Consider the following 26,324-nt stretch of genomic DNA (forward strand, 5'->3'; position numbering starts at 1 on the left):
CGTCTCCCGCTGCGGCCCCTCAGAGGCCCCGCAGCGGACGCGAGACCCGCCGGGCGACCAAGGATAGATCCACTATGGCTAAACGCTACTGCTCCTTCTGCGGCCGTGAAGAGTCGCAGTGCAACGCGCTCTTCCAGGGCCTGCACGGCGAACTGCTCTGCGGCGACTGCGTGCGCGCGATGGCGAGCGAACTCAATGTCGGCGACCGCGGCGCCGAGGGCGCCGAGGCCCCCCAGGGCGAAGCGCCTGCCGAGGCGAAGGCCGCCTTCCCGCAGAAGGTTCCGACGCCCCGCGAACTCTATGAACTCCTCGACAGCTACGTGATCGGTCAGGAGCGCGCCAAGCGCACGCTCGCCGTGGCGGTCTTCAACCACTACAAGCGCCTCAAGACGAGCGGCGACGCGAAGTTGAAGGGCCTCGAAGACCAGGTCGAGCTGCAGAAGTCCAACGTCCTCCTCGTCGGTCCTACGGGCTCGGGCAAGACGCTGCTCGCGCAGACGCTCGCGCGCGCCCTCGACGTGCCCTTCGCCATCGCCGACGCCACCACCCTCACCGAGGCGGGCTACGTGGGCGAGGACGTCGAGAACATCGTCGCCAAGCTCGTGCAGGCCGCCGACGGCGACATCGAGCGCGCCCAGAAGGGCATCATCTACCTCGACGAGCTCGACAAGATCGCCCGCAAGAGCGAGAACCCCTCGATCACCCGCGACGTGTCGGGCGAGGGCGTGCAGCAGGCGCTCCTCAAGCTCATCGAAGGCACCATCGCCTCCATGCCCGTCAAGGGCGGCCGCAAGAATCCCGGCAAGCCCATGATGGAGGTGGACACCACGCAGATCCTCTTCATCTGCGGCGGCGCCTTCGACGGCATGGAGCGCATCGTGCGCCACCGCACCGAGAAGAGCGAGATCGGCTTCTCGGGCACGGTGGTGGGCAAGCGCGACCACAACCTCTCGGAGCTCTACAACCAGATCGAAACGGCCGACCTCGTGAAGTACGGCCTCATTCCGGAGCTCGTCGGCCGTCTGCCGGTGATCACGGTGCTCGAGGAGCTCGACGAGAAGGCGTTGATCGAGATCCTCACGAAGCCGAAGAACGCGATCGTGCGCCAGTACAAGGTGCTCTTCAAGATGGAGGACGTGGAGCTTGAATTCACGCCCGAGGCGCTCCAGGCGATCGCGCACCAGGCGATCGAGCGCAAGACCGGCGCCCGCGGCCTGCGCTCCATCATCGAAGGGATCCTCCTCGACGCCATGTTCGAGGTGCCCGGCCGCAAGGACGTCGCCAAGGTGATCGTGAACGAAGCGGCGGTGAAGAAGGGCGGCAAGCCCGAATACGTCCTGCGCGCCGACGCCGGGACGGACGCCGTCCGCTGATGCACGGAGTCCCGCCGGGGGTGGAGGGAGCGGCCCTTTGAGGTATTGCCGAGACCCGTTGAAAATGCGGGCCCTCATCCCCATATAGACTCTAAACATCCTTTTTTTGTGGGATTCACAGCTTTGAACAACAATAATTCACTTCCCGAACAGACTCCGGCGGTTCTCGGACCGCTGCCGGTCATTCCGCTGCGCGACATGGTGGTCATCCCGAACTCCATGACCACGGTCTTCATGGGGCGCCCGATCTCGGTGCTTGCCGCCGAGGCCGCCATGCGCCTGCATTCCGGGCGGGTGATCCTCGTGACGCAGCGCGACAAGGCTGTCGACACGCCGACCGCGGAGGACTTCCTCGACATCGGCGTCACGGGTGAAATCGACCAGCTGCTGCGCCTTCCCGACGGCTCGGTGAAGGCCCTCGTCCACGGCGCGGACCGCTGCCGCGTCAAGGACTGGGTGAACGCCTCGGGCTTCTTCAAGGCGAGCGCCGAACTGCTGCCGACGGTGATTCCTCCAGGAGAGGACCTCTCGGCCTATCAGCGCACGCTCGTGAAGTCCCTGCAGGACTACGCCTCGAGCGTGAAGAAGGTCACGCCCGAACACCTGAAGCCCGTGATCGAGGAGAAGGACCCGGTGCGCGCCTGCGACATCGCCGCCTCCTTCATTCCGCTCACGACGCAGGAGCGCCTCGACTTCCTGAAGAGCGACAACCCGGTCGTGCGCTATGAGATCCTCATCGGCGTGCTCGACCGCACGCTCGAGAGCGGCCAGATCGAGAAGCGCATCCAGATGCGCGTCAAGGGCCAGATGGAGAAGAACCAGCGCGAGTACTACTTGAACGAGCAGATGAAGGCGATCAAGAAGGAGCTCGGCATGGATCCCGACGGCGAAGAGGCCGATGGGGAGGAGGCCGAACTCGAGCGCAAGGTCCGCGAGGCGAAGATGCCCGAGGCCGCGGAGACCGCGGCCCTGACGGAGTTGAAGCGCCTCAAGACCATGCCGCCTTCGTCCTCTGAAGCTTCGGTGGTGCGCAGCTACGTCGACACGCTCCTCGAGATTCCCTGGAAGAAGAAGAGCCGCGTCTCGCACGACATCGACCGTGCCCGCCGCGTCCTCGACGAGGACCACTGGGGGCTCGAGAAGGTGAAGGAACGCATCCTCGAATACCTCGCCGTGCAAAAGCGCGTCGGCAAGGTGAAGTCGCCGATCCTCTGCCTCGTCGGCGGCCCGGGCGTCGGCAAGACCTCGCTCGGCCGCTCGATTGCGCGCGCGACGAACCGCGAATACGTCCGCATGGCCCTGGGCGGCGTCTCGGATGAAGCCGAGATCCGCGGCCACCGCCGCACGTACGTGGGCGCGATGCCCGGTCAGGTGATCAAGCACCTGATCAAGGCGAAGGTGCGCAATCCGCTCTTCCTCCTCGACGAAATCGACAAGATCGGCTCCACGCACCGCGGCGACCCGGCCTCGGCCCTCCTTGAGGTGCTCGATCCCGAGCAGAACAACGCTTTTGAAGACCACTACGTCGAGTGCCCGTACGACCTTTCGGACGTGCTCTTCGTTGCGACTTCGAACAGCTACGACATTCCGCCCGCGCTCCTCGACCGCATGGAGGTCATTTCGCTCTCGGGCTACACCGAGAACGAGAAGGTCCACATCGCGATGCGTCATCTGATCCCGAAGCAGATGCGCACCAACGGCGTGAAGGAGACCGAAGCGAAGATCACCGAAGGCGCGGTGCGCGACATCATCCGCTTCTACACCCGCGAGGCGGGCGTGCGTTCGCTCGAGCGCTCGATCGGCAAGATCCTGCGCAAGATCGTCCTCACCGAGCTCGAGGGGAAGAAGGATCCGAAGCCGGAGCTCCCGATCGTCGTCTCCGAGGAAAACCTCGAGAAGTACCTCGGCGTGCGCCGCTTCAGCATCACGGTCGCCATGCGCGAGCCGCAGGTCGGCATTGTGAACGGCCTCTCGTGGTCCGAAGTGGGTGGCGACATCCTCACGATCGAGGCGGTCGCGTTCCCGGGCAAGGGCCAGGTGCTCCGCACCGGCATGCTCGGCGACGTGATGAAGGAGTCCGTCGAGGCCGCGCGCTCGGTCGTGCGCGCTCGTGCGCAGAGCCTGGGGTTGAAGCCCGACGTCTTTGCAAACACCGACTGGCACATCCACTTCCCCGAAGGGGCGATCCCGAAGGACGGTCCCTCGGCCGGCGCGGCGATCACGACCGCGATGGTCTCGGCGCTCACCCGCATTCCGGTGCGCTCCGACCTCGCCATGACGGGCGAGATCACGCTGCGCGGCGAAGTGCTGCCGATCGGCGGCCTCAAGGAGAAGCTCCTCGCGGCCCAGCGCGGCAACGTGAAGACCGTGCTCATCCCGGCGGAGAACGAGAAGGACCTCACCGAAATCAACGAGGACGCCCTGAAGGGCCTCGAGATCGTCCCGGTGAAGCGCATCGAAGAGGTGCTTGAGCGTGCGCTCGTGCGCATGCCCAAGCCCCTGACCGACGCGGAGTACGCCGCGGCGCTCGCGATGCCGCCCAAGCCCGCGATGACGGCGATGACGCCGGTGCAGACCTCAGCCTGAGGACTGTTGCGGTTCAAAGTCGCAACGAGATGAAACAAGCTCCCCGGACTGCAATGGTCTGAGGGGCTTTTTTCTTCTCATGCCTTGTATACAAGGCGGTTCGAGGGAGTAGTATGTCTAACCGCCGCTTTGTATACGGAAAAGGTTCCCGTATAAAATTTTTCTTGAGCCGCCGCCGATTCTTCGGGCTCCGCGTTAGTTCCGCAGCGTCCGGGGGCCTTAACGGAGGTCTCTCCGCACGGACCTTCTCGGCGGACGGCAAATTAGGAGAGAGATGATGAACAAAACGGATCTGATTCAACAGGTCTCAATGGACACCGGCATCAGCAAGAGCAAGGCCGGAGAGGTGATCGAATCGTTCCTCAAGGGGATCGAGGACGCCCTTGCCAAGGATGAAGAGGTTGTGATCCTCGGCTTCGGCAGCTTCAGCGTTGTCGACCGCGCTCCGCGTGCCGGCCGGCACCCGCAGACGGGCAAGCCCATGCACATTCCTGCGACGCGTCAGGCCCGCTTCAAGCCCGGTAAGAATCTCAAAGAACTGGTAAAATAAAAAACTTCTCTCGGTGCCGACCTCCGGCTCCGAGCAAGGATGCTTAGCTCAGTGGTAGAGCAGCGCCTTTACACGGCGAAGGTCAGGAGTTCAACCCTCTTAGCATCCACCAGTTCTCAAAGCCCGGGCTGCTTCACGAGCGGCGCCGGGCTTTTTCATGCCTGCGGAATTCCGCCCACGCGCTCCCCGCGAACGGCCGCGAGCTCCCCGCGGATGAAGGCCTCGTATTCCGCAACAAAGGCGTCGAGCGCGCCGCGACCCGCCTCGATCTCCGAGAGCTTCGTTTCGAACGCCGCCGTGAGGGCGGCGCTGCGCACCCGCGGAGAGGCCCGCAGCAGCACCCGGCGGCCCGAGGGGGAGCAGTGGAGCTTCTTCCCTTCCGTGGTGAGGTATTCCTTGCGCTTCAACTCTGCAATGATCGCCGCGCGCGTCGCGGGCGTGCCGATGCCGCCCGCCTCCTTGAGCTTCTCCTGGAGCGCCTTCTCGTCGAAGGAGCGCCAGATGTTCTCCATCGCGGCGATGAGCGTGCCTTCGGTGAAGTAGGCCGGGGGCTTCGTCTGGTCTTCGCGTCCCTTGACGGCGAGGACTTCGGCCGCGTCGCCCGCCTTCAGGCGCGGGAGCGTCTGGTCCTCGTCCTCTTCGGCCGCTTTCCTGCGGTCGGCTTCGGCCTCCGCCTTGTCAAAGAGCGCCTTCCAGCCCTTAATCACCACGGTGCGGCCCTTGGCGACGAACGCTTCGCCGCCGATGTCGAAGCGGATCTCCGTTGCGTCGTACTCGTGCACGGGGAAGAAGTTCGCCACGTAGCGCTTGGCGATGAGCCGGTAGAGCTTCTGCTCGGCCTCGGACAGCTTCTCCCAGGGAACGACGTTCGCGACCGGCACGATGCCGTGGTGGGCGGTCACCTTCTTGTCGTTGAAGGTCGGACTTTTGATCTTCGGGTCGGCGCGCTCCACCGCTCTCGCGGCTGCGGGCATGGTCTTTGCAACCGCCGCGAGCACGGCCGGAGCGTCGGCGTGCTGGCTCTCGGGCAGGTACCCGCAGTCCGTGCGCGGGTAGGACGTGATCTTGTGGGCTTCATAGAGCGCCTGGCAAACCTTGAGCGTCATGTCGGCCGAAAAGCCGTAGAGGCGGCTCGCCTCGATCTGGATGTCGGCAAGAGAATAGGCCTTGGGTTGGAAGGCCTTGCGGCGCTTCGTCGTGGAGGAGACGACTCGCGCGGTCTTTTCATTCGAGAGGCGCTCCACGAGCCTGCGGCCGATTTCGAGGTCGATGAGGAGCTTGCCTTCGGCGTCCATGCCGGGCTGCCCTTCGCGGGGCTTCCAGCGCGCGCGGAAGGTCTTCTCCTCGGCGCAGAGGTCCGCCGTGACGGCGAGATAGGGCTGCGGCTCGAAGTGCTCGACCGCATAGTCGCGGCGCGCCACCATCGCGAGGGTCGGCGTTTGCACGCGCCCGACCGCGATCAAGTCGTTGTTTGATCGGGTGAAGCGGCTCGAGCGCTTGAAGCGCCCCCGGGACGTCGCGTCCGTCCCGGTCGACCGCTCATTGCGCTCCGTGCGTCCTCGGGGTCTTGGCGAGGCGTCGGGAGCGCCTGCGGCATCGGCGGCTGGGAGCGCCCCGGGCGGCGTCGTGAGCGTGTAGGCGCGCGAGAGGTTCATGCCGATCAACCAGTCGGCCCGCGCGCGGCCGCGCGCGGCGTCGCGCATGCCGGCGAAGTCGGTGTTCTCGCGCAGGTTCGTCAAACCCTTGCGGATCGACGCCGGGTCCACGGCCGAGACCCAGAAGCGCTTCACGGGCTTGCGAATGTGGAAGTGCTCGATCACTTCGTCCACGAGAAGCTGCCCCTCGCGATCCGGGTCGCCGGCGTTCACGAGCTCCCGGGCGCTCTTCAAGAGTCTGCCGATGGTTGAGAGCTGCTTCCTCACGCCCTTGTCGCCCCGCGGCACGCAGAGCCATTCCTTCGGGAAGATCGGGAGATCGGCGAGGCGCCAGACCTTCTTCCCCTTCTTCGTCTTCGGGATGAAGTCGGGGAGATAGGCGTCGGGCTCGGCCTGCTCGAGGAGGTGGCCGAAGCACCAGGTGACCGCCGCATTGCCGCGGCATTCGATCACGCCGTCGCCGCGCTTCAGGACGCCGAGCTCTGCGGCGATCGCGTTCGCGACGGAGGGCTTTTCGGCGATGTAGAGAAGGTCGATCGACATGGGACGGGTCCGGAGAATCAATGGGCGCGCGGGCGCGGTGCGCGAAAGCATACCCGCTCGGGCGGGAAGAAGACCAGAACGGCCCGGAACGCCTGAAGCCTCCCGCAAACACGGCATTTTCGGGCGTCCGGAAATATTCACTCTTGACAGAAGTTGGCTTCGTCTATAAACTTCGCATTCTTCTCTGATCGAGAGCGATCTCGATGAAGAGGCGAGCTGCGGAGTGGTAGTTCAGTTGGTTAGAATATCGGCCTGTCACGCCGAGGGTCGCGGGTTCGAGTCCCGTCCACTCCGCCAACAGTTTTTCTGCAAAGTCTGATTTCAGATTTTTGGTTTCTCAGCTGAAAGCGCATAGCGCGGAGTGGTAGTTCAGTTGGTTAGAATATCGGCCTGTCACGCCGAGGGTCGCGGGTTCGAGTCCCGTCCACTCCGCCAGAGTTTCCGAAGAAGGCGAGCCGTGAGGTTCGCCTTTTTTGTTATCTGCGCTCGGTGTATCCGATTAGAAACCTTTGCGCGCAGAGGGAGAGGGTGCAGTCGCCCGGACCTGCCTCGAGCGCCGACAGACGAAGGATCCCCTTATGCTTCAGGCATTCCGCGAGCACAAGCGCTGGCTGATGTTCATTGCCATGGTGCTGATCATCCCGAGCTTCGTGGTCACCGGCATCTATTCCTACAACCGCATGAGTCAGAGCGACAACGCCATCGTCAAGGTGGGCGAGGTCGCCGTCACTCCGGAGCAGTTCGACCAGGCCAAGCGCGAGCAGCTCGATCGTCTGCGCCAGCAGATGGGCGACAACTTCCACGCCAACATGCTCGACACGCCTGAAGCCCGTGCGGACATCCTGCGCATGCTCACCGACGACGTCGCGCTCTCGCAGACGATCGCCAAGAACTACGTGGGCGTGAGCGAAGCCGATGCGGTCGCGCTCATCAAGAACGCCGACGTCCTGAAGAAGGACGGCAAGTTCTCGCCCGAGCTCTACGAGCAGTTCCTGCGCTCGCAGGGCAAGAGCGACCAGCAGTTCGTCGCCGAAATTCGCCGCGACCTCGCCAAGCAGGTCGTGATCGGCGGCGTCGCCGACACGCACCCGGTGCCGAAGGCGCTCGTCGAGGCGATGCACCAGATCCTCACGAACGAACGGCTCGTGCGCACCTACGTCGAGAAGACTTCGGAGCACCTCGGCGAGGTGAGCGTCTCCGACGCCGAGGTGAAGGCCTACTACGACGGCCACACGAAGGAGTTTCTCTCGCCCGAGCACGTCAAGGCCGAGTACGTCGTCTTCTCGCCCGAGAGCTTCAAGGGGATCCAGGCCACCCCTGAGGAAATCCAGACCTACTACGAACAGAACAAGAACCGCTGGACCACGCCCGAGCAGCGCCGCGCGAGCCACATCCTGATCGAGTTCGGCACGGACAAGGCCGCCGCGAAGAAGAAGGCCGAGGAGATCCTCGCCCGCGTGAAGGCCGATCCGTCGACCTTCGTCGCCGAGGCGAAGAAGGAGTCGGCCGACCCGGGCAGCGCCGCCGAAGGCGGAGACCTGTCGTTCTTCGGCCGCGGCGTGATGACCAAGTCCTTCGAGGACGCCGTCTTCAACGCGAAGAAGGGCGACATCGTCGGCCCCGTCGAGACGGAGTTCGGTTGGCACATCATCGAGGTCACCGACATCCAGCCCGCCGCCGTCGAGCCCTTCGAGGCCGTCAAGGGCGAGATCGAGCGCGAATACGCCGATCAGGCCGCGATCCGCGCCTTCAACGAGCGCGCCGACGAGTTCTCGAACATCATCTACGAGCAGTCCGACTCCCTCGCCCCCGCGGCCGAGAAGTTCGGCCTCAAGGTTGAGACCACGGACTTCGTCACCCGCTCGGGCGTCACCGATCCCGAACTCGGCCGCATCATCACCGAGCGCGTCGCCGAGATGCTCTTCGGCGCCGAGTGCCTCAAGGAGAAGCGCAATTCGACCGCGATCGAAGTGCCGGGCAACCGCCTGGTCGCCGCGCGCGTCGTCGAATACTTCCCCGAGACCGAGCGTCCGCTCGCGGAGGTCTCCCCCCGCATCGGCGAGAAGTTGAAGTCCGAGAAGGCCGCTCTGAACGCCCAGGCCGCCGGCAAGGCGAAGCTCGCGGCGCTCGAGAAGGAGAAGAACCTCGACGGGTTCTCCGACGCCGCCTGGATCTCGCGCCAGAATCCGCAGGGCGAGGAGGTTGCGCTCGTGAACGCCGCCCTCGCGCTCGACTCCGCGAAGCTCCCCGCCTGGACGCACGCCGTCCTCGCCGACGGCTCCTACGCCGTGGTCTACGTCGAGGAAGGCCGCAGCCACAAGGCGAGCGAAGCCGAAACGCGCGGCCTCGCCCGCGAGCTCACCTCCATCTACGGCTCCGCCGACCGTGCGGGCTTCATGGAGGCCCTCAAGGAGTCGCTCGGCTTTGAGGTGCTCCGCCCCGACTTCGTGAAGGGCGTGGAGAAGAACACCGACGATCAGCAGTAGGGCGCGCTTCTGCGAAGTCCGGCCTCACACCGGACTTCGGCTCCCGCAAGAAAAACAATTCGGGCCGCAGTCTCGTTGCCGAGACGCGGCCCGAATTGTTTCAGGGAGGAGCGGCGCGGCGGGCCGCTCCGTCCAAAGGATGGCGCTCAGCGAATCACGCGCATGCGCACGAGCCGGCTGAAGGCGGCCTTCATGTCGCTTCTCACGAGGAGCTTGCGGTTCTCAAAGAGCTCGCGGTAGCGGCGCACAAGGTCCGGATCGGGATCAAAGAGCCCGTTCTCCGAAATGACGCCCGCGAGCGCGGCCTTGACGTCCTCGACGCCGCCCGTGGCGTAGGCGCCGAAGACGCAGTTCGTGAGGACGGCGCCGCCCGGGTTCTGGAAGCGCACGACCTGGGCGTTCAACTGGTTCGCCTTGATCTGGTTCCAGAGCGGGTCGCGCGAGCCCCCTTCCGTGACGGTGATGCGCTCGAGCGCCACGCCGGCCTTGCGGTAGCCGTCGGCGAGCTCCATGTAGTCGTAGCCGATCGCCTCGAGCACGGCGCGCCACATGACGTACTGGTTGTCGTCCATCGTCATGTTGAGGAAGCACCCGCTCGCCTCCTTCTCCTCGCCGTAGCCGCCGGTGAGGTAGGGGAGGAAGAGAACGCCCCCGGCGCCCGCCGGGACCTTCTCCGCGCCCGCGGAGAGCGCCTGGTAGTAGGCCGAGTCGCCCGGGCGCATTGCGATGTGGTCCTTGAACCAGCGCAGCGCCAGACCGCCCGTGCGCACGAACCCCCAGTAGAAGTACGTGTCGGGGAGCGTGCCCGAATTGAAGATGAGCCCCGTGCCGGGCTTGGAGAGTTCGGGGATGATGCCGTTCGTGGAGACGCAGAACATCGCGCAGGTGCCCGCGACGTCGACGCCCTGGTGGGCTTCGAAGACGCCCGAGCCCAGCATCGACTGCATCGTGTCGCCCGCGCCGGCGAGGATCGGAATGCCGGCGGGAAGGCCCGTGCGCACGGAGACGGCTTCACAGAGCCCGCCCACGACGTCCCAGGGCTTCAGAATGCGCGGCATGTAGCGGCGGTCGATTCCGAGGATCTCGAGCTGCTCGTCGGACCAGCGCTTCTCCTTCACGTCGTAGCCGAGGCCCCAGCCCGACATCGCACCCCAGTCGATGAAGGCCTCCTCGCCCTTGAGGCCCGCGAGGTTCATGAGCACGTACGGGGCGTTGTGGACGAACTTCACGCCGCGGCGGCGGAATTCGGGACTGTTCTTGAGGAACCAGCGCGCGAACATCGCCGGGAACATGGGCGAGGCTTCGGCGTTGCCCGTTTCGCGCCCCCAGATGTCGAGCCCGCGGGCGTTCACCGCCTCGACGTCCTCGGTCGTGCGGCTGTCGAGGTAGTTGATGTAGGGCGTCACCGGACGGGCGTTCTCGTCGATGCCGACGATGCCGCAGATGATGCCGTCGCCCATGATGGCGGCGACGTCCTTCGGATCGCGCCCGAGGCGCCGCAGTTCGCTCGTCACCTCCGCCATTGCGGTGATGCAGTTCTCGAGGTAGGTGTCCACGTTCATCTGCACCCAGCCCGGGCGCGGGTACTGCAGCTCCGTCGGAAGCGACTTCGCGGTCACCAGGCGGAAGTTTTCGTCGTAGACGCCCACCTTCACGCTCTGCGTGCCGGCGTCAAAACCCATGTAGAGCTTTGTCATGCAAGGAGGTCCTCGGTTGTGGAAGTAGGGACCTCAATCCTAGCGGCTCTGCGGCTTTAAATGATGCAATCTTTCCCGACCCGCCTTGGAAATTGAGGAAGGCGCCGAGGGGCGGAGGCCGGCCGCGCCGGAAGGGCCGGAAGGGCGTTTGCGCGGGCGCCCGTCCTGCGTCCTGTAAAATGTGGGGCGCAAAAAATTCGGAGGCTCAGTGTGGGCGGCGGCGCTGCGGCTGCGCCCCCTCTGCGCTCCGCCTCCCGTCCGGCGCTTCCGGGCGCCGGGCAACAGAAGAATCAGACGATGGCAACCAAGCAGCTCAAAAAAGAAGACTACGGCGAAAGCTCCATCCGGGTGCTCAAGGGCCTCGAACCCGTCAAGCAACGTCCCGGCATGTACACCCTCACCGACAATCCCCTCCACATCATCCAGGAGGTGATCGACAACGCGGGCGACGAAGTGCTCGCGGGCTTCGGCACGAAGATCTCCGTCTCGGTCGCCGAGGACGGGAGCGTCACGGTCGAGGACGACGGCCGCGGCATCCCCGTGGGCATGCACCCCGAGGAGAAGGCGCCGGTGGTGGAGTTGGTCTTCACGCGTCTTCATGCGGGCGGCAAGTTCGCCAAGGCGGACGGCACGGGGCCCTATTCCTTCGCGGGCGGCCTCCACGGCGTCGGCGTTTCCGTGACGAACGCGCTCTCCAAGCACCTCGTCGTCATCGTTTGGCGCGAGGGTGAGGAAGCCCGGATGGGCTTCCGGGACGGCTTCGTCGCCGAACCGCTCACGGTGAGGAAGAGCCCGCGGCCGAAGTCGCAGACCGGCACCCGCGTCACCGTCTGGCCCGATCCCAAGTACTTCGACAGCCCGGCGATTCCGGAGGCGTCGCTGGTGCGGCTGCTCCGCTCCAAGGCCGTGCTCCTCCCGGGCTGCGCCGTGGACTACGTCAATGCCCGCACGGGCACCGAGGCGCACTGGAAGTACGAGGGGGGCCTCAAGGAATATCTCCTCTCCGAAATCCGCGACGAACCCCTGATCGAGCCCTTCGAGGCCTCGGGCTACGCCGACGAGACGACCGAGGGCTTCTCGCCCGGCGAAGGCGCGGCCTGGGTGGTCGTGTGGACGGCCGAAGGCCCCCTGACGCGCGAGAGCTACGTGAACCTCATCCCGACGCCGCAGGGCGGCACCCATGAGGCGGGCCTGAAGGACGGCCTCTGGCAGGCCGTGCGCGCCTTCATGGAGGTGCACGGGCTCGGCGCCAAGGGCGTCAAGATCCTCGCCGAGGACGTCTTCAGCCGCGCGAGCTTCGTGCTCTCGACGAAGGCGCTCGACCCCCAGTTCCAGGGGCAGACGAAGGAGAAGCTCACGAGCCGCGACACGCTCAAGCTCGTCTCGGGGTTCGTGAAGTCGCAGTTCGAATTCTGGCTGAACGACCACGTCGAGGACGGCCGCAAGCTCGCCGAACACATCATCAGCCAGGCGCAGGCGCGCCAGCGCCAGGCGGCGAAGTACGAGCGCCGCAAATCCTCGTCCGTGGCGGTGCTCCCCGGCAAGCTCACCGACTGCGAGTCGAGCGACGTGACGCGAAACGAACTCTTCATCGTCGAGGGCGACTCCGCGGGGGGCTCGGCCAAGCAGGGCCGCGACAAGGAGTTCCAGGCGGTGCTGCCCCTGCGCGGCAAGATCCTCAACACCTGGGAGGTGGAGGGGGGAGAGCTCTTCCGCTCGGACACGATCCACGACATCGCGCTCGCGATCGGCGTGGATCCGCATCCGAAAGAGGGCGACCCGGACCTGAAGGGCCTGCGCTACGGCAAGATCTGCATCCTTTCGGATGCGGACGTGGACGGCTCGCACATTCAGGTGCTCCTCCTCACGCTCTTCCTGAAGCACTTTCCGAAGCTCATTGAGTTGGGGCACGTCTACGTCGCGATGCCCCCGCTCTTCCGCGTGGACGTTCCGAAGAAGGGCAGGAAGCCCGACCGCAAGCTCTACTGCCTCGACGACCGCGAGCTCGCGCGCACGCTTGAAGCCCTCCGCAAGGAGGGCTTCAAGGACGATCAGCTCTCCGTCTCCCGCTTCAAGGGCCTCGGCGAAATGAAGGCCGAGCAGCTCGCCGAGACGACGCTCGCCCCCGACACCCGGAGGTTGCTGCCCGTCGCCTTCGGATCGGTCCCGGAGGAGGCCACCCGCGCCGTGATGCAGACCCTGATGGGCGAACGTGAAGTCGCCGGCCGCCGCCTCTGGATGGAGGCCTACGGCGACCGCGCCGAACTCGACGTCTGAAACCCGCGCTCTGGAGAAGAAGAAAATGGCGAAAAGAAAGACCACCGGCACCGGAGCCGACGCCGGAGCGCTCGACGCGCTCGGCTCGCTCTTCGCGGGAGAAGACGCCGCCGCACGGACGCAGGAAGCGCAGGCGCCTGAATCCGTCGACGCGCCCGAGAAGGCTGAGGTTGCGCCCGAGGCCCTGCCGGCCGAAGGGGCGCAGGCTCCCGCGCTCGGGGCGGACGAAGCGGCCGAAGCGGCCGAAGCCGCCGAAGCCGCTGATCAGGACGAAGAGGCCGAAGCGGATGACGCGGCGTCGGAGGAAGGCGCCGAATCCGCTGAAGAGGCGCGCGCCGAAGAGCTCACCGTGGGCGCCGTCACCGAGGGCGACCCCGAGGAGAACGGCGCGCTGACGCTCGCGCGCTACGCCTCTCAGGCGTACCTCGAGTACGCGATGTCGGTCGTGAAGAGCCGCGCGCTTCCCGAGGTGACCGACGGTCAGAAGCCCGTGCAGCGGCGCATCCTGATCGACATGTACCGCATGGGGCTCAAATTTGAGGGCCGCAGCGTCAAGTCCGCGCGCATCGTGGGCGACGTGCTCGGCAAGTACCACCCCCACGGCGACCAATCGGTCTACGACGCGCTCGTGCGCATGGCGCAGACATTTTCGCTGCGCTATCCGCTTCTCGTCGCCGAAGGGAACTTCGGCTCGCGCGACGGCGACTCCGCCGCGGCGATGCGCTACACGGAGACGAGGCTCACCCCGATTGCGCAACTGCTTCTCGACGAAGTGGACCAGGGGTCGGTGGCGTTCCAACCCAACTACGACGGGAACTTCCAGGAGCCCGTGGAGCTCCCCGCGAAGCTTCCCTTCGTGCTTCTGAACGGGTCGTCGGGCATCGCGGTCGGCATGGCGACCGAAATTCCGCCCCACAACCTCTCGGAAGTGGCCGCCGCCTGCGTGCGCCTTTTGGAGAAGCCCGAGGCGGACCTCGACGAGATCCTCTCGCTCATGCCCGCGCCCGACTTCCCCTGCGGCGGGCAGATCATCACGCCCGCGGCCGAGATCCGGCAGATCTACGCGAAGGGTCGCGGAAAGCTGCGCGTGCGCGCCCGTTGGCACTTCGAGGAGCTCGCCCGCGGCCAGTGGCAGCTCGTGGTCGACGAGCTCCCGCCCGCGTCGAGCGCCCGCACGGTGCTCGACCGCATCGAGCAGATCACCAATCCGCGCCCGAAGAAGGACAAGAAGTCGCTTTCCGCCAAGCAGCAGCAGACGAAGAGCGCGATGCTCGCGATCCTCGACGGCGTGCGCGACGAATCGGGCCGCGACGTCAAGACGCGCCTTGTCTTCGAGCCGAAGACGAGCCGCGTGGACCGCGACGAGTTCGTGAACCACCTGCTCTCGGAAACCGACCTTGAATCCAACGTCCCCGTGAACCTCGTGATGCTCGGCATCGACGGGAAGCCCCGGCAGAAGGGGCTCCTCGAGATCCTGCGCGAATGGATCGAGTTCCGGAAGGCCGCGGTGCGCCGGCGCAGCGAAGCGCGCCTCGAGAAGGTTCTCGACCGCATCCACGTGCTCGAAGGCCGGTCGCTCGTGCTCCTCAACATCGACCGCGTGATCGAGATCATCCGCGCCGCGGACGACCCGAAGGCGGACCTGATGGCAGAGTTCGGGCTCACCGAGCGCCAGGCGGACGACATTCTCGAAATCCGCCTGAAGCAGCTCGCGCGGCTCGCGGCGATCGCGATCGAAAAGGAGTTGGCCGACCTCGCGAAGGAGCGCTCCGGGCTCGAGCGCATTCTCGGCAGCGACGGCGTCTTGAAGCGCCAGGTGGCGCGCGAAATCGAGGCCGCGGCGAAGGCCTACGGCGACCAGCGCCGCACGGTCGTCGAAGAGGCGGCCGAAGCGGTGCACGAAGTGCAGACTGCGGTCGAGCCGGTCACCGTCGTAGTCTCGAAGAAGGGGTTCCTGCGCGCCCGCGGCGGCCACGGCCACGACTGCTCGCTCATGAGCTTCAAGATGGGCGACGGGCTCGCGCAGGCGATCGAGTGCCGCTCCACCGACACGCTCTCCTTCCTCGACCAGCAGGGGCGCGTCTATTCGCTTGCCGTGTCGGCGCTTCCCGGCGGCCGCGGCGACGGCGCGCCGCTCTCGGCCTTCGTGGATCTGCCGCGCGGTGCGGTGCCCGTCGGCTGGCTCGCGGGCGACCCGAAGGCCGCGGTGGTGCTCGCCACCACGGGCGGCAAGGGCATGATCCTGCGGCTCGCCGACATCGCGACCCGCCTCAAGGCCGGCCGCGACTTCGTGAAGTTGGGCGAAGGCGAGCGGCTCCTCCCACCCATGACCGTCACCGACGAGGCGATCGCCGCGGGCGCCGGGCTCGCGTGCCTCTCCTCGGCCGGCCGGCTCCTCGTCTTCCCCCTGAAGGAGGTGCGCTTCGTCGCTTCGGGCGGCAAGGGCGTCGCCTTCATGCTTCTCGACGCGGGCGAGGAGATGATCTCCGCGGCCGTCGTCGACGAGCGCGGCTGCATCATCTCCGGCACGGGCCGGGGCGGCAAACCCCGCGAGGCGCAGCTCTCGCGCCGCATCTTCGTGCAGCACCTCATGCACCGCGCACGCCGCGGCCGCGCGCTCGAAATCTCCTGGAAGGCAGAAGTGGTGGCGGGCCTGCCGCCCGAAGCCGGCTCAGCGGGCTCCGCGCCGGCCGAACCTTCGGGCGAGGCGGCCCGGGGCACGAAGAGCCTCGTACTCGAAGTGGTTGACGAAGCGCCCGCGCTCCTCTAAAAACGTTCCGCACGCATTTCTGCGCCGCCGCGTCCTCCCGCTGAAGCCCGAGCACGGCGGCGCATCCTTCCGGAGTACTTCCATGGGCATCCGCATCCCGAAGTTGTTCAAAAGCCTCTCGACGCGTCTTCTCTGCCTCACGCTCCTCTGGGTGGGCTTCATCGTGAGCTCGATCGCCTGGACGATGATCCTCAACTGGGAGCTGGAGGCGAGCTCGGCGGCGAAGGCCGCCGTGGCGGAGCTGCGCACCCGCGCCTACCAGTCGGCCTACGCGACCCAGGAAATGTTCGACGGGAAGATGCTCGAGGTGGAGTTCTCCCGCACGGTCCGGCTCTTCCGCACGCTCCACGAGGGCGACGCCTGGCAGCCCCTGGAGCTCCCCAACGAAGCGGGCTTCACCGAGAGCCTCGACGAGATCGAAAAGCTCTGGCGCACCGAAGTGCAGCCGATGCTGCTCGCCGCGCGCAACACCCGCACGGACGTCGACGGCGCACTCATTTCGCGCTACGTCGAGATGGTCTCGGGCCTCATGAGCGAAATCGAGAGCTGGCGCGGCGGCTACTTGTGGCAGCTGCGCTACCTGCAGATTCTCCTGATCGTGCTCGCGATCGGGTCGCTCTTCGCGATCGAGCTGCTGCTGCTGCGCTGGGTGATCCGTCCGATCGGGGCGTTGGGCGAAGGCATCAACCGGCTCTGGAGCGGCGACCTCAAGGCGCGCGTCAGCGTCGGGAGCGAGGACGAGATCGGCCGCATCGCGCAGGGCTTCAACCGCATGGCCGACAGGCTCGAGGATTTCTATGAAAACCTCGAGCAGAAGGTGGCCGAGAAGACCGCCTCGGTCGAGGAGAAGAACCGCCACCTCGCGCAGCTCTACGAAATCACGTCCTTCTTCTCGCAGCAGCGCTCGCTCGAGGAGCTCACCGACGGCTTCGCCGAACGCATCGTGCGCTACACCGAGGCCGACGCCTGCCTCGTCGCGCTCGTCGACTCGAAGTCCGAGTACGTCAACATCGCCGCCTCGTGCGGCCTCAACGCGGTGACGCTGCAGCGCTCGGCGAGCATCTCCTACGAGGACTCCGTCTGCCGCACCGTGATCAAGAAGAACTATCCGGTGCGGATCATCTTCGCCGAGGACCGCCGGATGCTCCCGACCGTCCTTCACGAGGCGGGCTTCTCGACGGGCTACTGCTTCCAGGTGCGCAGCACCTCGGACTGCATCGGCACCTACATCCTGCTCTTCCGCGAGAAGGCCGAGCTCTCCTCGCAGATGATCCAACTCCTTGAGAGCTTCTCGACGCACCTGGGCGTCGCGATCGACAACGAGCGCCTCATTGACCGCGACCGTCAGTACGCCGTGATCCAGGAGCGCCAGCTCCTCGCGCAGGGCCTGCACGACTCGATCGCGCAGGCGCTCTCCTACCTCAACCTCCAGGTGCAGTTCCTCACCGACGCGATCAACCACAAGGACGACGCGCTGCGCGACGAATCGCTCAAGGCCATTCAGACGGGCGTGCAGGAGTGCTACGAGGACGTGCGCGAACTCCTCCTCAACTTCCGCGAGCGGCTCCACAACGAAGGCTTTCTGCAGGGCGTGCGCACCGTGATCGACCGCTTCGAAGGGCAGTCCCACGTGTCGGTGCGTCTCAAGGCCACCGGGGACGGCCCGAAGCTCACGCCGCGCGAGAAGCTCCAGGTGATCTTCATCATCCAGGAGGCGCTCTCGAACGTGCGCAAGCACGCGCAGGCCTCGAGCGTCACCGTGACGATCGACAACCAGGCGGACCTCACCGTCTCGATCGTGGACGACGGCGTCGGCATCGACCAGGCGCTCGTCGAGGAGCGCCGCAGCCAGCACGTCGGCCTCTCGATCATGAGTGAGCGCGCCTCGAGGATCGGCGCGACCGTGGACGTTGAACGCGCCTCGCCCTTGGGCGGCACCCGCGTGACGCTCCACCTCCCCGCCGCCTCGCGGCAGATCTGCTGAGCGGAGGATTGAGGTCATGGTCCGACGCGCCGCTGCACTGCCCACACTTCTCGTCCTGATCGCCGCCGCGCTCCCTGCGGCCGCGGTCCCCGTGACGATCTCGGCGGCGCCCGCAGGCCCTGCGCCCGCCGCCGTCTCCCGGGCCGCCCCCGGCGGGGAGCAGGACGCCGCGGCGGACGTCGTGGATCAGGCCCGGCGGCTCTATGCGCAATACCGCGAGGCCGCGGCGGTTGATCCCCGGACGGATCTGCTCGAACTCACGTTTGGGAGCGCCAACGCCCCCGGAGCCGTGGCGGTGAAGGGCTTGTCGGCGGACCACGCGCTTCTCGCGGGCTTCTTCGCCGAACTCGCGCGCGCCGGCATCGGCGTGGAGTCGAGCGTCGAGGAGGTGCCCAATGCCGAGGACCTGAAGCGCCTCACCTGGGCCCTCGTCGCCCGTTCGTCCGCACCCCTCGCGGACGCTTCCGGTACGGGCGCCGCCGTGCGGGCGCTCCCCTTGGGCGAACGCCTGCGCGTCCTCGTCAACCGCTTCGACGGGCGCGTGCTCGTGCAGACCCCGGACGGCCGCCTCGGCTGGGTCGAGGAAAAGGCGCTCGCCCTCCTGAACGACGTCGCCTTCGTCGCCTGGAACCGTCGGGCGGACGTGGTGGTGACGGCTCCCGCCGCTCCCGTGACGGACGCGGACGGCAAAAAGCTCTTCACCGCGCCCCTGGGGGCGACGCTTGCGCTCGTCAACAGCGGGTCCGAGCGCTTCGAGGTGCTCCTTCCCGGTGGCGGCACGGGCTTCATCGCCCGGCCGTTTGCGGCCGCAGAGAAGGACTTTCAGAGCGCGAACGAAGAGCTTCGGCGCGCCGCGCCCGCGGACTTCCTCGCCCGCACGGCGCAGTCGGCGCAGGCCCTCGTCAAGGCGGGGGCGGGAAGGAGCGACTATCTGGTGCCGCTTCCCGTCGCGGCGCTGCGGCTTCACGACCTCATCGCCCCCGAAGAGCCCGATCGCCTCGCGCGCCTCGGGCCACCGCTCTCGGGCGGCGTCAAGGGGCGCGAACTGAAGCCCGGAGACCTCGTCTTCTTCGGCGACGCGAAGAAGGGAGCGGTTCTGCGCTCCGGCCTCTGGCTCGGCCGCGGCCGCTTTGAGGCCGACGACCCGAAGACGGGCCGCGCGGCGGTCTTCTCCTTCGACGGCGGCGTCAAGGCCGGATCCAACGGCGGCATGGGGATCTTCCTCTGGGCCGTGCGTCCGCAGGCGGCCGAGCTCGCCAACCCGTGCCTTCTCTCCACCCGCGCGCACCCCTTCCATCAGGCGCCGCCCGCGGCCCTGAAGCGTTGCCGGCTGCGCTGAGACGCGCCCTTTCAGAAAAGCCGAAGCCCGTCGTGAAGGGAGCGTTCACTCTCCTTCCGGCGGGCTTTGCGCATGCGGCGAAGCCGGTGGCGGAGGGCTCAGAGCAAGGCGTTTCCCTACCTCCATAGGGAAGAGCCTATGGAATGTATAGGTATCGGTAATTCTCTCTATATCGGCGCCGGCCGGCCGCGGGCAGAATTGAGCGTCCGACGAAGCCGTACGACAAAGAAGCTTCGCGGCCCTTCCAACACCAGGAGAAAACATGCTCGGAATCATCATCACGCTCGTCGTGATTGCGGGCGTCGCGTACTGCGTCCTCAAGAACTACTACCCGCCCATCATCCTCTTGCTCGCGGGCTTCATCATGCTCATCTGCGCCGCGTTGAACGGCGCGATGCCGGTCGCCGCCGCGAAGTCCACCCACTTCTTCGGCTTCGACCTTGCCGAAGCCTTCACGAACTTGATGAAGGGACGTCTGCCCGGCCTCGGCCTCAACATCATGCTGATCGCGGGCTTCTCGGTCTACATGGACCGCATCGGCGCTTCCAAGGCGCTCGTGAAGCTCTGCGTGAAGCCCCTGCAGGCGATCCGCTCGCCCTATGTGCTCCTCGCCGTCACCTACGTGGTCGGCCAGTTCATGGCGCTCTTCATCAATTCCGCCGTGGGCCTCGGGCTCCTCCTGATGGCTTCGGTCTATCCGCTCCTGATCGCGCTCGGCGTTTCCCGCGCGTCCGCGGCCGCGGTGATCGGCTCGACCTGCTGCCTCGACCTCGGTCCGTCCTCTTCGAACGCGATGCGCGCCGCCGACCTGCTCGGCACGGACGTCGTCACGTACTTCATTCAGAGCCAGATTCCGGTCGCGCTCTGCGTGATCGCGACGGTCGCGGTCGGCCACTTCTTCATCCAGCGCTGGTTCGACCGCAAGGCTGAGGCCGCCGGCAAGACGGCCGAATCTGCGGCCGACGCTGCCGAATCCACCGACGAGCGCCTGCGCAAGGCCTTTGAGGGCGCCGGTCCCGTGCACTACGCGCTCCTGCCGGTGCTGCCGCTCGTGCTTCTAATCGTCTTCTCGCCGATGGTCTACGCCGGCATCAAGCTCTCCCTTCAGACCGGCCTCATCGTCTCGATCATTATCGCCTTCGTCGTGGACTTCATCACCCGCCGGAGCTTCCGCGAATCGACGAAGAACACGCAGGCGGTCTTCGAAGGCATGGGCAAGGTCTTCACCTCGACCGTGGGCCTCATCTGCTGCGCCGAGCTCTTTGCGCTCGGCATGAACAAGCTGGGCGGCATCTCGACCCTCATCTCGATGGCTGCCTCCATGGAGTCCGCCGGCGTCTGGGTGATGCTCCTCGTCATGCTCACGATCATGGTGGTCGCCACCGTCGTCACGGGTTCGGGCAACGCCGCGTTCTTCGCCTTCTCGCCGCTGCTTCCTGAAGCCGCCGCGAGCGTGGGCATCAACGCCGCCGTCCTCGCCGTGCCGGTGCAGCTCTCCGCGGGCATCGCCCGCACGATGTGCCCGATTGCCGGCGTGATCATCGCCGTGTCGGGCATCGCCGGCCTCTCGCCCTTTGAACTCGTGCGCCGCACCGCGCCCGTGATGATCCTCGCGCTGATCGTCAACGTCGCCGCCTCGGCCGTCTTCCTCTGATTTCCCTGATCCCCAAAACAAAGAAGGAGTTGAAGCCATGTCCGCTCTCCTCATCAAGAACGCCCGCGTCTTTGCGCCGAAGGACCTCGGCCGCAACGACGTGCTGATGGTGAACGACCGCATCGTCGCGGTCGCGCCCGATCTCGCGCCCGCCGGCATTCCCGACCTCGAGGTGCTCGACGCCGCGGGACGCATCCTGACGCCGGGCTTTTTCGACCAGCACATCCACGTGACGGGCGGCGGCGGCGAAGGCGGTCCCGCGACCCGCACGCCCGAGCTTGTGCTCTCCGAGCTCATCCGCTGCGGCACCACCTCGGTCGTGGGCGTCTCGGGCACGGACTACACGACGCGCTCGATTCCGAACCTCCTCGCCAAGGTCCGGGCACTGCAGACCGAAGGCGTCTCGGCCTGGATGTATACGTCGAACTACAAGTACCCGGCCACCACGCTCACCGACTCGATCGCGAACGACCTCTTCTTCGTGCCGGAGGTGATCGGCGTCAAGATCGCCTTGGGCGACCACCGCTCGTCCTTCCCGACCACGCAGCAGGTGCTCGCCGTGTTGGCCGAGGTGCGCGTCGGCGCGATGATCGCCGGCAAGACCGGGTTCCTCCATATCCATACGGGCAACATCCCGGGTGCCTTCGCCATGTACGACGAGATCGTCGCCAAGGGCTTTCCCATCAAGCACATCCGCCCGACCCACTGCGGCCGCATCCGCCACGTCTTCGACTCCGCGGTGGAGTTCGCGAAGAAGGGCGGTTGGATCGACATCACGACGGGCGCTTCGTGCTGCTTCGACCACCCCGCGCAGGCCGTGATCGAGGCGGTCGGCATGGGCGTGGATCCGACGCACATCACGCTCTCCACCGACGGCCACGGGTCGGTTCCCCGCTTCAACGAGAAGGGCGAGATGGTGGGCCTTGGCGTCGGCGGCGTCGACGGGAACCTCAAGGAGACGATCCGCCTCATCCGCGACTACCAGATGCCGATCGAAGACGCGCTCACCTACACGACGAAGAACGTGGGCGACGCGCTCGGTCTCAAGGACCAGGGCCGCGTCGAGACGGGCGCCTGCGCCAACGCCTGCCTCTTCACGGAGGACTTCGAGCTCACGCACGTGGTCGCCCGCGGCCGCGTGATGATGCGCGAGGGCGAGGTGGTCGTGAAGGGTACGTTTGAGCTCTGACCGATCGTCGACGGGGGCGCCTCCTCTCGGGAGGCAGGCACCCCTGGACAAAGAAAGCCCGCCGGGAAGGGAGCGTTCACTCTCCTTTCGGCGGGCTTTTTTCAAGCTTGGAGCGGCGGGACGCGCTGCTATTGGGCGTCCTCGGTCCTGCGCTTCCTCGTGCGGCGCTTCGGCGGGTTCGCCGGCGACCCGGGCCGGAGGTCGGCCGCCTCTTCGAGGGCCGCGGCCTTCTCGGGCGCATTGCACAAGGGCGACACGGGGCAGTGCGCGCAGTCGGGATTGCGCGCCTTGCAGACGTAGCGACCGAAGAGCAGCAGCCAATGGTGGGCGTTCAATTTGTACTCCTCGGGCACCACCTTGAGGAGCTTCTCCTCGACCTCGGCCGGCGTCTTTCCGGGCGCGAATCCCGTGCGGTTGCAGACGCGGAAGATGTGCGTGTCCACCGCGATCGTCGGCTGGTGGAAGGCGACGTTGAGAACGACGTTGGCGGTCTTTCGGCCGACGCCGGGGAGCGCCGTGAGCGCCTTCATCGTCTGCGGAACCTCGCCGCCGTATTGCTCCACGAGCCTGCGGCAGGTCTCAATGACGTGCGCGGCCTTCGTGCGGTAGAGGTTGATCGTCTGCACGTAGGGGATGAGGCCGTCGAGGCCCAACGCGAGGATCGCCTGCGGGGTGTTCGCGACGGGAAAGAGCTTTGCGGTGGCGAGGTTCACGCCCTTGTCGGTCGCCTGCGCGGAGAGCATCACGGCGACGAGAAGTTCGAAGGGCGTCGTGAAGTTGAGTTCCGACTTCGGGTCCGGATTGAGGGCGGCGAGCGCCGCCATGAAGGGGACGCGGTCCTTTTCAGGAAATGCCATTTTTGGGGGTGGGTCTCTTGGTGTGAAGAGGTTTTCGCTCCGGCTGCCGGGGATGCATGACGCAAGCGGTTCGGGCGGTCGAAGAGCGTTCAGCGCCGCGCCGCGCGCGCCTGTGCGAGGATGTCGGCCATGAAGCGCTTCTTGGCGGCCGTCTGGTCGGCGGGGGTTTCGCGGAGGCGCGCCAGACGCGCGTCCTCTTCGGCCGCGCGCCGGATGCGCCGCGCCCAGGCTTCTTCGTGGTGGAGCTTGGCGCGCCGCGCGTCCTCGTCCGTCCAGTCGCGGCCGGCCTCGACGAACTCAATGCAGTCCATCGGGCAGGCGGGGGCGCAGAGCGAGCACCCGGTGCAGCGCGACTCGATCACGGCGTGGAGGTGCTTCGGCCCTCCGGCGATCGCGTCCGTCGGGCACGCGCGCGAGCACCAGGCGCAGCCGATGCACTCGCCCGCACGGATGCGGGCGCGCGCGAAGGGCATCTCCTGACCGTACTCCGGGTCGAGCGGCGTCTCGGGGAGCCCGGTGAGGGCCGCGAGCCGGCGGATGCCGCGCGCCCCGCCCGGAGCGCAGCGGTTGATCGGCGCCGCGCCCGAGGCGATCGCCTCGGCGTAGGCGGCGCACCCGTCGAAGCCGCACTGGCGGCATTCGGTCTGTGGGAGCAGGTCGTCGACGGCCTGGGGCGAGGGATGAAGCGGGGGCGGGAGCATGGGGTTCCTTTAATTCCTTTAATAGAAGTTCTCGACGACGAGCTGACCGGGCTTGCCGAAGCGGGGCGAGACGAGGCCGCGGGTCTTGAGGACCGCGCGCGTCGCGGCGATGAAGTCGGGGTTGCCGCAGAGCATCACGCGGGCGTCTTCGGGCGTAATGGTGCGGCCGGCCGCACGTTCAAGGTCGCCCGACTCCACGAGGGCCGGGATGCGGCCCGAGAGGTCGCCCCCACAGGCGGGATCCGTCTCGCGGGTCGTGGTGATGATGAGCTGCGGGCGGCGCCCTTCGGGGAGAGAGGCCACGAGTTCGCGCGCGAGCGCGGCCTCCTCGATGCGGTGCACGCTCTCGACGAGGACGATGTCCCGCCAGCTCTCCCAGACGCTCGCGGAGCGCAGGATCGAGGCGAAGGGCGTGAGGCCCGAGCCCGTCGCGAGGAGCCAGAGGGTCTTGCCGCCCGGGATGCGCGAGGGCGTCAAGGCGCCTTCGGCGCCGCCGTCAAGGAGCACCTCATCGCCCGGGTTGAGGGCGCAGATGCGGGGCGACAGGCGGCCGCCGGGTACTTCGGTGATGAAGAACTCCAGAACGGGCGCCTCGGGCGTGGAGGCGATCGAGTAGCCGCGGATCACGGGCTCGCCCCCCTGAGGGTCGGCGAGTCCGAGGCGGGCGAACTGGCCCGGCTTGAAGTCGAACCCCTCGGGGCGCTCGAACTGGAGCACCCAGAGTGTCGGCGCCGCCTGGCGGCGCGAAAGAAGCTTGATGGTCTGCATGACTTGGCTTGCGTCCTGGGCCGGCGGGCGGAGGCGGCGGCGCCACATGCGCGCGCCGCGCGAAGCCCTTCGGCCGGGAGAATGAAGATGCAGAGATTCTAAAAAGAAGGCCCGCTCATTGGGCGGGCCTTTCCTGCAACAGCTTCTTGCCGCGGAAACGCTTCAGCGCTTGAGGAAGCGGATCTTGTTCTTCACGCCGCGCCACTGGTCGGCGTCGTCGGCGTAGGGCTTGCGGTGCGTGATCGAAGGCCATTCGCGGGCGAGCTCGGCGTTGAGCTCGATGAACTCCTTCTGATCCTCGGGGACGTCCTCTTCGGCGAAGATGGCCGCTTCCGGGCATTCCGGGATGCAGACGGCGCAGTCGATGCACTCATCGGGGTCGATCACGAGGAAGTTCGGACCTTCGCGGAAGCAGTCCACCGGGCAGACGTCCACGCAGTCGGTACGCTTGCAGCCGATGCAGGCTTCGCAGACAACATGAGGCATGTTCTGGGTTCTCCAACAGGGAAGGGCCGGCATCCGCCCACGGCGGGATGTTCCGACGTGAAGGACCGGCCTGGAATATCTGAGGGGGCGGATTCTACTCGTTTCTGCTGCTGATTGGCTTAAGAAAACTGCCCGGAAGCGCCTTGATCATCCTCGAAAAAGAGAATGGTTCTCGACTGAGAGGGAAGGAATCGATGGGGCGCGGCCGGGCTGGGCCCGGCCCTGCGGGCGGCGGGAATGCCCCGGGCCGCCCGGCGCAAACGGCTCCGGTCAGTCGATAAAGCTGCTCTTCGCGGCCACCGCCTCCGGGACGGCGAGCCCGATCGCGGCGGCGGCGCTGCGGTTGATGAGGGGTTGGCGAGCGTCCTGGAAGGCGACCGGCGTCGCGGCGGGCGTGCGCTTCCCTTCGAGAATGTCGGCGCCCAAGGCGCCGGTCATGCGGCCGAGCTCGTAGTAGTCGACCGAAATGGAGGCGAGAGCCCCCGCCCGCACCATCGCGGAGTCGCTCGCGACCACCGGGAGCTTCGCGTCGCGCGCGAGCTTCGCGACCGTCGCGGCGGCCGACGCGAGCACGTTGTCGGTCGGGAGCCACAGGCCGCAGACCTTCCCCTTCATCGAGGTGATCGCCTGCGGGACGTCGTTCATCGAGCCGGCGGCGGCCTCGAGGACCTTCACGCCGCGCTTCTGGGCTTCCTCACGCAGGCGCGCCGCCTGGAATTCGGCGTTCACCTCGGCCGGATTGAAGACGACGCCGATGGGGGTCGTCTTCGTCGCGTCCCCCGTAAGGGCGATGAGAAGGTCGAGCTGCGCGGCGATGGGCCCGAGGTTCGAGACGCCCGTGACGTTGCCGCCCGGGGCCTTGTCGGAGGCGACCACCTTCGCGGCCTCGAAGCTCGTCACGGCCGTGGCGACGATCGGAATCGTCTTCGTGGCGCGCGCCATCGCCTGGAGGGCGGGCGTCGAAGAGGCGAAGATCAACCGGGACTTGCCGGAGACGAAGCGCGTGCCGATGGCGGCGAGGGTCGCCTGGTCGCCCTGGGCGTTCTGGCGGTCGATGCGGATTCGTTCTCCGTCCTTCCATCCGCGCTCGGCCAAGGCGTCGATGAAGCCGCGCACGGTCGCGTCGAGCGCTTCGTGCTCAACCAACTGCACGACGCCCACGGGAATGAGGTCGGGGGTTGCCGCCGCAGCGGCGGGGGCGGCGGCCGTCTTCTTCTCTTCGCCGCAGCCCGTGAGGAGCGTGGGGAGAAGGAGCGCCGAGGCGGCGAGTCCCGCGGCGCGCAGACACGTGCGGCGCGAGAAGAGCGAGAGTTGAGATGTGGTGATGGAAGCGTGCTTCGTCATGGGAGGCTCCGTTGACATCCTCTCCGCCCTGAAGGACGGAGATTCCCTACTGAGTCCTTACGCGT

General features: G+C 66.8%; 17 protein-coding genes and 3 tRNA genes. 13 read left to right on the top strand and 7 right to left on the bottom strand.

All coding sequences use genetic code 11. The features are described 5' to 3' along the window. Positions 1-74: 74 nt before the first annotated feature. From clpX to ACT6Y9_RS00865, 4 genes are all read left to right on the top strand, one after another. Positions 75-1,373 (top strand): ATP-dependent Clp protease ATP-binding subunit ClpX, encoded by a 1,299-nt coding sequence (clpX, locus tag ACT6Y9_RS00850; RefSeq protein ID WP_443743173.1) that lies wholly within the window; start codon positions 75-77, stop codon positions 1,371-1,373. A gap of 123 nt (positions 1,374-1,496) precedes the next feature. Further along, positions 1,497-3,959: an endopeptidase La gene (lon, locus tag ACT6Y9_RS00855; protein WP_443743174.1), complete on the top strand. Its 2,463-nt coding sequence runs from the start codon at positions 1,497-1,499 to the stop codon at positions 3,957-3,959. Between the two features lie 274 nt (positions 3,960-4,233). Next, positions 4,234-4,509, top strand: coding sequence for an HU family DNA-binding protein (locus tag ACT6Y9_RS00860; protein ID WP_443743175.1), 276 nt, complete (start codon positions 4,234-4,236; stop codon positions 4,507-4,509). Positions 4,510-4,546: 37 nt separating this feature from the next. Beyond that, positions 4,547-4,621: transfer RNA gene (locus tag ACT6Y9_RS00865), tRNA-Val, on the top strand. A 43-nt stretch (positions 4,622-4,664) separates the two neighbouring features. On the opposite strand, the gene ACT6Y9_RS00870 is transcribed toward ACT6Y9_RS00865, so the two are convergent. Then, a complete protein-coding gene (locus ACT6Y9_RS00870; RefSeq protein ID WP_443743176.1) occupies positions 4,665-6,707 on the bottom strand; it encodes a DNA topoisomerase in 2,043 nt (680 codons plus the stop codon). 220 nt (positions 6,708-6,927) lie between these two features. Here ACT6Y9_RS00870 and ACT6Y9_RS00875 point away from each other — a divergent pair. From ACT6Y9_RS00875 to ACT6Y9_RS00885, 3 genes are all read left to right on the top strand, one after another. Beyond that, a tRNA-Asp gene (locus ACT6Y9_RS00875) sits at positions 6,928-7,004 on the top strand. 61 nt (positions 7,005-7,065) lie between these two features. Beyond that, positions 7,066-7,142, top strand: a tRNA-Asp gene (locus ACT6Y9_RS00880). Between the two features lie 143 nt (positions 7,143-7,285). Beyond that, the gene (locus tag ACT6Y9_RS00885; protein ID WP_443743177.1) at positions 7,286-9,193 is read left to right on the top strand and encodes a SurA N-terminal domain-containing protein; all 1,908 of its coding nucleotides are present in this window, start codon (positions 7,286-7,288) and stop codon (positions 9,191-9,193) included. Positions 9,194-9,339: 146 nt separating this feature from the next. Here the strand turns inward: ACT6Y9_RS00885 and ACT6Y9_RS00890 are convergent, their stop codons facing one another. Beyond that, positions 9,340-10,890, bottom strand: coding sequence for an FGGY-family carbohydrate kinase (locus ACT6Y9_RS00890; RefSeq protein ID WP_295480165.1), 1,551 nt, complete (start codon positions 10,888-10,890; stop codon positions 9,340-9,342). Positions 10,891-11,187: 297 nt separating this feature from the next. Here ACT6Y9_RS00890 and ACT6Y9_RS00895 point away from each other — a divergent pair, with 297 nt between their 5' ends. The 6 genes from ACT6Y9_RS00895 (at position 11,188) to iadA (ending at position 22,103) form a co-directional block, all read left to right on the top strand. Continuing rightward, on the top strand, positions 11,188-13,167 hold the full coding sequence (locus ACT6Y9_RS00895) for a DNA topoisomerase IV subunit B (protein WP_443743178.1): 1,980 nt from the start codon (positions 11,188-11,190) through the stop codon (positions 13,165-13,167). Between the two features lie 25 nt (positions 13,168-13,192). Further along, positions 13,193-15,937, top strand: coding sequence for a DNA topoisomerase IV subunit A (gene parC, locus ACT6Y9_RS00900; RefSeq protein ID WP_443743179.1), 2,745 nt, complete (start codon positions 13,193-13,195; stop codon positions 15,935-15,937). 82 nt (positions 15,938-16,019) lie between these two features. Further along, positions 16,020-17,921 (top strand): HAMP domain-containing protein, encoded by a 1,902-nt coding sequence (locus tag ACT6Y9_RS00905; protein WP_443743180.1) that lies wholly within the window; start codon positions 16,020-16,022, stop codon positions 17,919-17,921. 16 nt (positions 17,922-17,937) lie between these two features. Beyond that, a complete protein-coding gene (locus ACT6Y9_RS00910; RefSeq protein ID WP_443743181.1) occupies positions 17,938-19,260 on the top strand; it encodes an SH3 domain-containing C40 family peptidase in 1,323 nt (440 codons plus the stop codon). A gap of 262 nt (positions 19,261-19,522) precedes the next feature. After that, complete coding sequence (gene dcuC / locus ACT6Y9_RS00915; protein WP_443743182.1) at positions 19,523-20,914, top strand: C4-dicarboxylate transporter DcuC; 1,392 nt, start codon at positions 19,523-19,525, stop codon at positions 20,912-20,914. A 37-nt stretch (positions 20,915-20,951) separates the two neighbouring features. Then, positions 20,952-22,103 carry a beta-aspartyl-peptidase gene (gene iadA, locus ACT6Y9_RS00920; RefSeq protein ID WP_443743183.1) on the top strand — a complete coding sequence of 384 codons (1,152 nt, stop codon included), beginning with the start codon at positions 20,952-20,954 and terminating at the stop codon, positions 22,101-22,103. 128 nt (positions 22,104-22,231) lie between these two features. Here iadA and nth read toward each other — a convergent pair whose 3' ends face one another. The 5 genes from nth to ACT6Y9_RS00945 form a co-directional block, all read right to left on the bottom strand. Continuing rightward, a complete protein-coding gene (nth, locus tag ACT6Y9_RS00925; RefSeq protein WP_443743184.1) occupies positions 22,232-22,960 on the bottom strand; it encodes an endonuclease III in 729 nt (242 codons plus the stop codon). A gap of 89 nt (positions 22,961-23,049) precedes the next feature. Continuing rightward, on the bottom strand, positions 23,050-23,661 hold the full coding sequence (locus ACT6Y9_RS00930; RefSeq protein ID WP_443743185.1) for an RnfABCDGE type electron transport complex subunit B: 612 nt from the start codon (positions 23,659-23,661) through the stop codon (positions 23,050-23,052). An 18-nt stretch (positions 23,662-23,679) separates the two neighbouring features. Continuing rightward, positions 23,680-24,429 (bottom strand): ferredoxin--NADP reductase, encoded by a 750-nt coding sequence (locus ACT6Y9_RS00935; RefSeq protein ID WP_443743186.1) that lies wholly within the window; start codon positions 24,427-24,429, stop codon positions 23,680-23,682. Positions 24,430-24,591: 162 nt separating this feature from the next. Beyond that, complete coding sequence (gene fdxA / locus ACT6Y9_RS00940; protein WP_295480142.1) at positions 24,592-24,915, bottom strand: ferredoxin FdxA; 324 nt, start codon at positions 24,913-24,915, stop codon at positions 24,592-24,594. Positions 24,916-25,185: 270 nt separating this feature from the next. Further along, entirely contained in the window at positions 25,186-26,259 is a 1,074-nt protein-coding gene (locus tag ACT6Y9_RS00945) for an ABC transporter substrate-binding protein (protein ID WP_443743187.1), read from the bottom strand. Between the last annotated feature and the right edge of the window lie 65 nt (positions 26,260-26,324).

The organism is Sutterella sp. (genome assembly GCF_052272535.1).
In the GTDB taxonomy this organism is placed as follows: domain Bacteria; phylum Pseudomonadota; class Gammaproteobacteria; order Burkholderiales; family Burkholderiaceae_F; genus Sutterella.

Excerpts from the sequence above, each read along its gene's own strand:
- clpX (WP_443743173.1), top strand. The coding sequence starts at position 75 with ATGGCTAAACGCTACTGCTCCTTCTGCGGCCGTGAAGAGTCGCAGTGC.
- ACT6Y9_RS00860 (WP_443743175.1), top strand. The coding sequence starts at position 4,234 with ATGATGAACAAAACGGATCTGATTCAACAGGTCTCAATGGACACCGGC.
- ACT6Y9_RS00870 (WP_443743176.1), bottom strand. The coding sequence starts at position 6,707 with ATGTCGATCGACCTTCTCTACATCGCCGAAAAGCCCTCCGTCGCGAAC.
- ACT6Y9_RS00885 (WP_443743177.1), top strand. The coding sequence starts at position 7,286 with ATGCTTCAGGCATTCCGCGAGCACAAGCGCTGGCTGATGTTCATTGCC.
- ACT6Y9_RS00890 (WP_295480165.1), bottom strand. The coding sequence starts at position 10,890 with ATGACAAAGCTCTACATGGGTTTTGACGCCGGCACGCAGAGCGTGAAG.
- ACT6Y9_RS00895 (WP_443743178.1), top strand. The coding sequence starts at position 11,188 with ATGGCAACCAAGCAGCTCAAAAAAGAAGACTACGGCGAAAGCTCCATC.
- parC (WP_443743179.1), top strand. The coding sequence starts at position 13,193 with ATGGCGAAAAGAAAGACCACCGGCACCGGAGCCGACGCCGGAGCGCTC.
- ACT6Y9_RS00905 (WP_443743180.1), top strand. The coding sequence starts at position 16,020 with ATGGGCATCCGCATCCCGAAGTTGTTCAAAAGCCTCTCGACGCGTCTT.
- ACT6Y9_RS00910 (WP_443743181.1), top strand. The coding sequence starts at position 17,938 with ATGGTCCGACGCGCCGCTGCACTGCCCACACTTCTCGTCCTGATCGCC.
- dcuC (WP_443743182.1), top strand. The coding sequence starts at position 19,523 with ATGCTCGGAATCATCATCACGCTCGTCGTGATTGCGGGCGTCGCGTAC.
- iadA (WP_443743183.1), top strand. The coding sequence starts at position 20,952 with ATGTCCGCTCTCCTCATCAAGAACGCCCGCGTCTTTGCGCCGAAGGAC.
- nth (WP_443743184.1), bottom strand. The coding sequence starts at position 22,960 with ATGGCATTTCCTGAAAAGGACCGCGTCCCCTTCATGGCGGCGCTCGCC.
- ACT6Y9_RS00930 (WP_443743185.1), bottom strand. The coding sequence starts at position 23,661 with ATGCTCCCGCCCCCGCTTCATCCCTCGCCCCAGGCCGTCGACGACCTG.
- ACT6Y9_RS00935 (WP_443743186.1), bottom strand. The coding sequence starts at position 24,429 with ATGCAGACCATCAAGCTTCTTTCGCGCCGCCAGGCGGCGCCGACACTC.
- fdxA (WP_295480142.1), bottom strand. The coding sequence starts at position 24,915 with ATGCCTCATGTTGTCTGCGAAGCCTGCATCGGCTGCAAGCGTACCGAC.
- ACT6Y9_RS00945 (WP_443743187.1), bottom strand. The coding sequence starts at position 26,259 with ATGACGAAGCACGCTTCCATCACCACATCTCAACTCTCGCTCTTCTCG.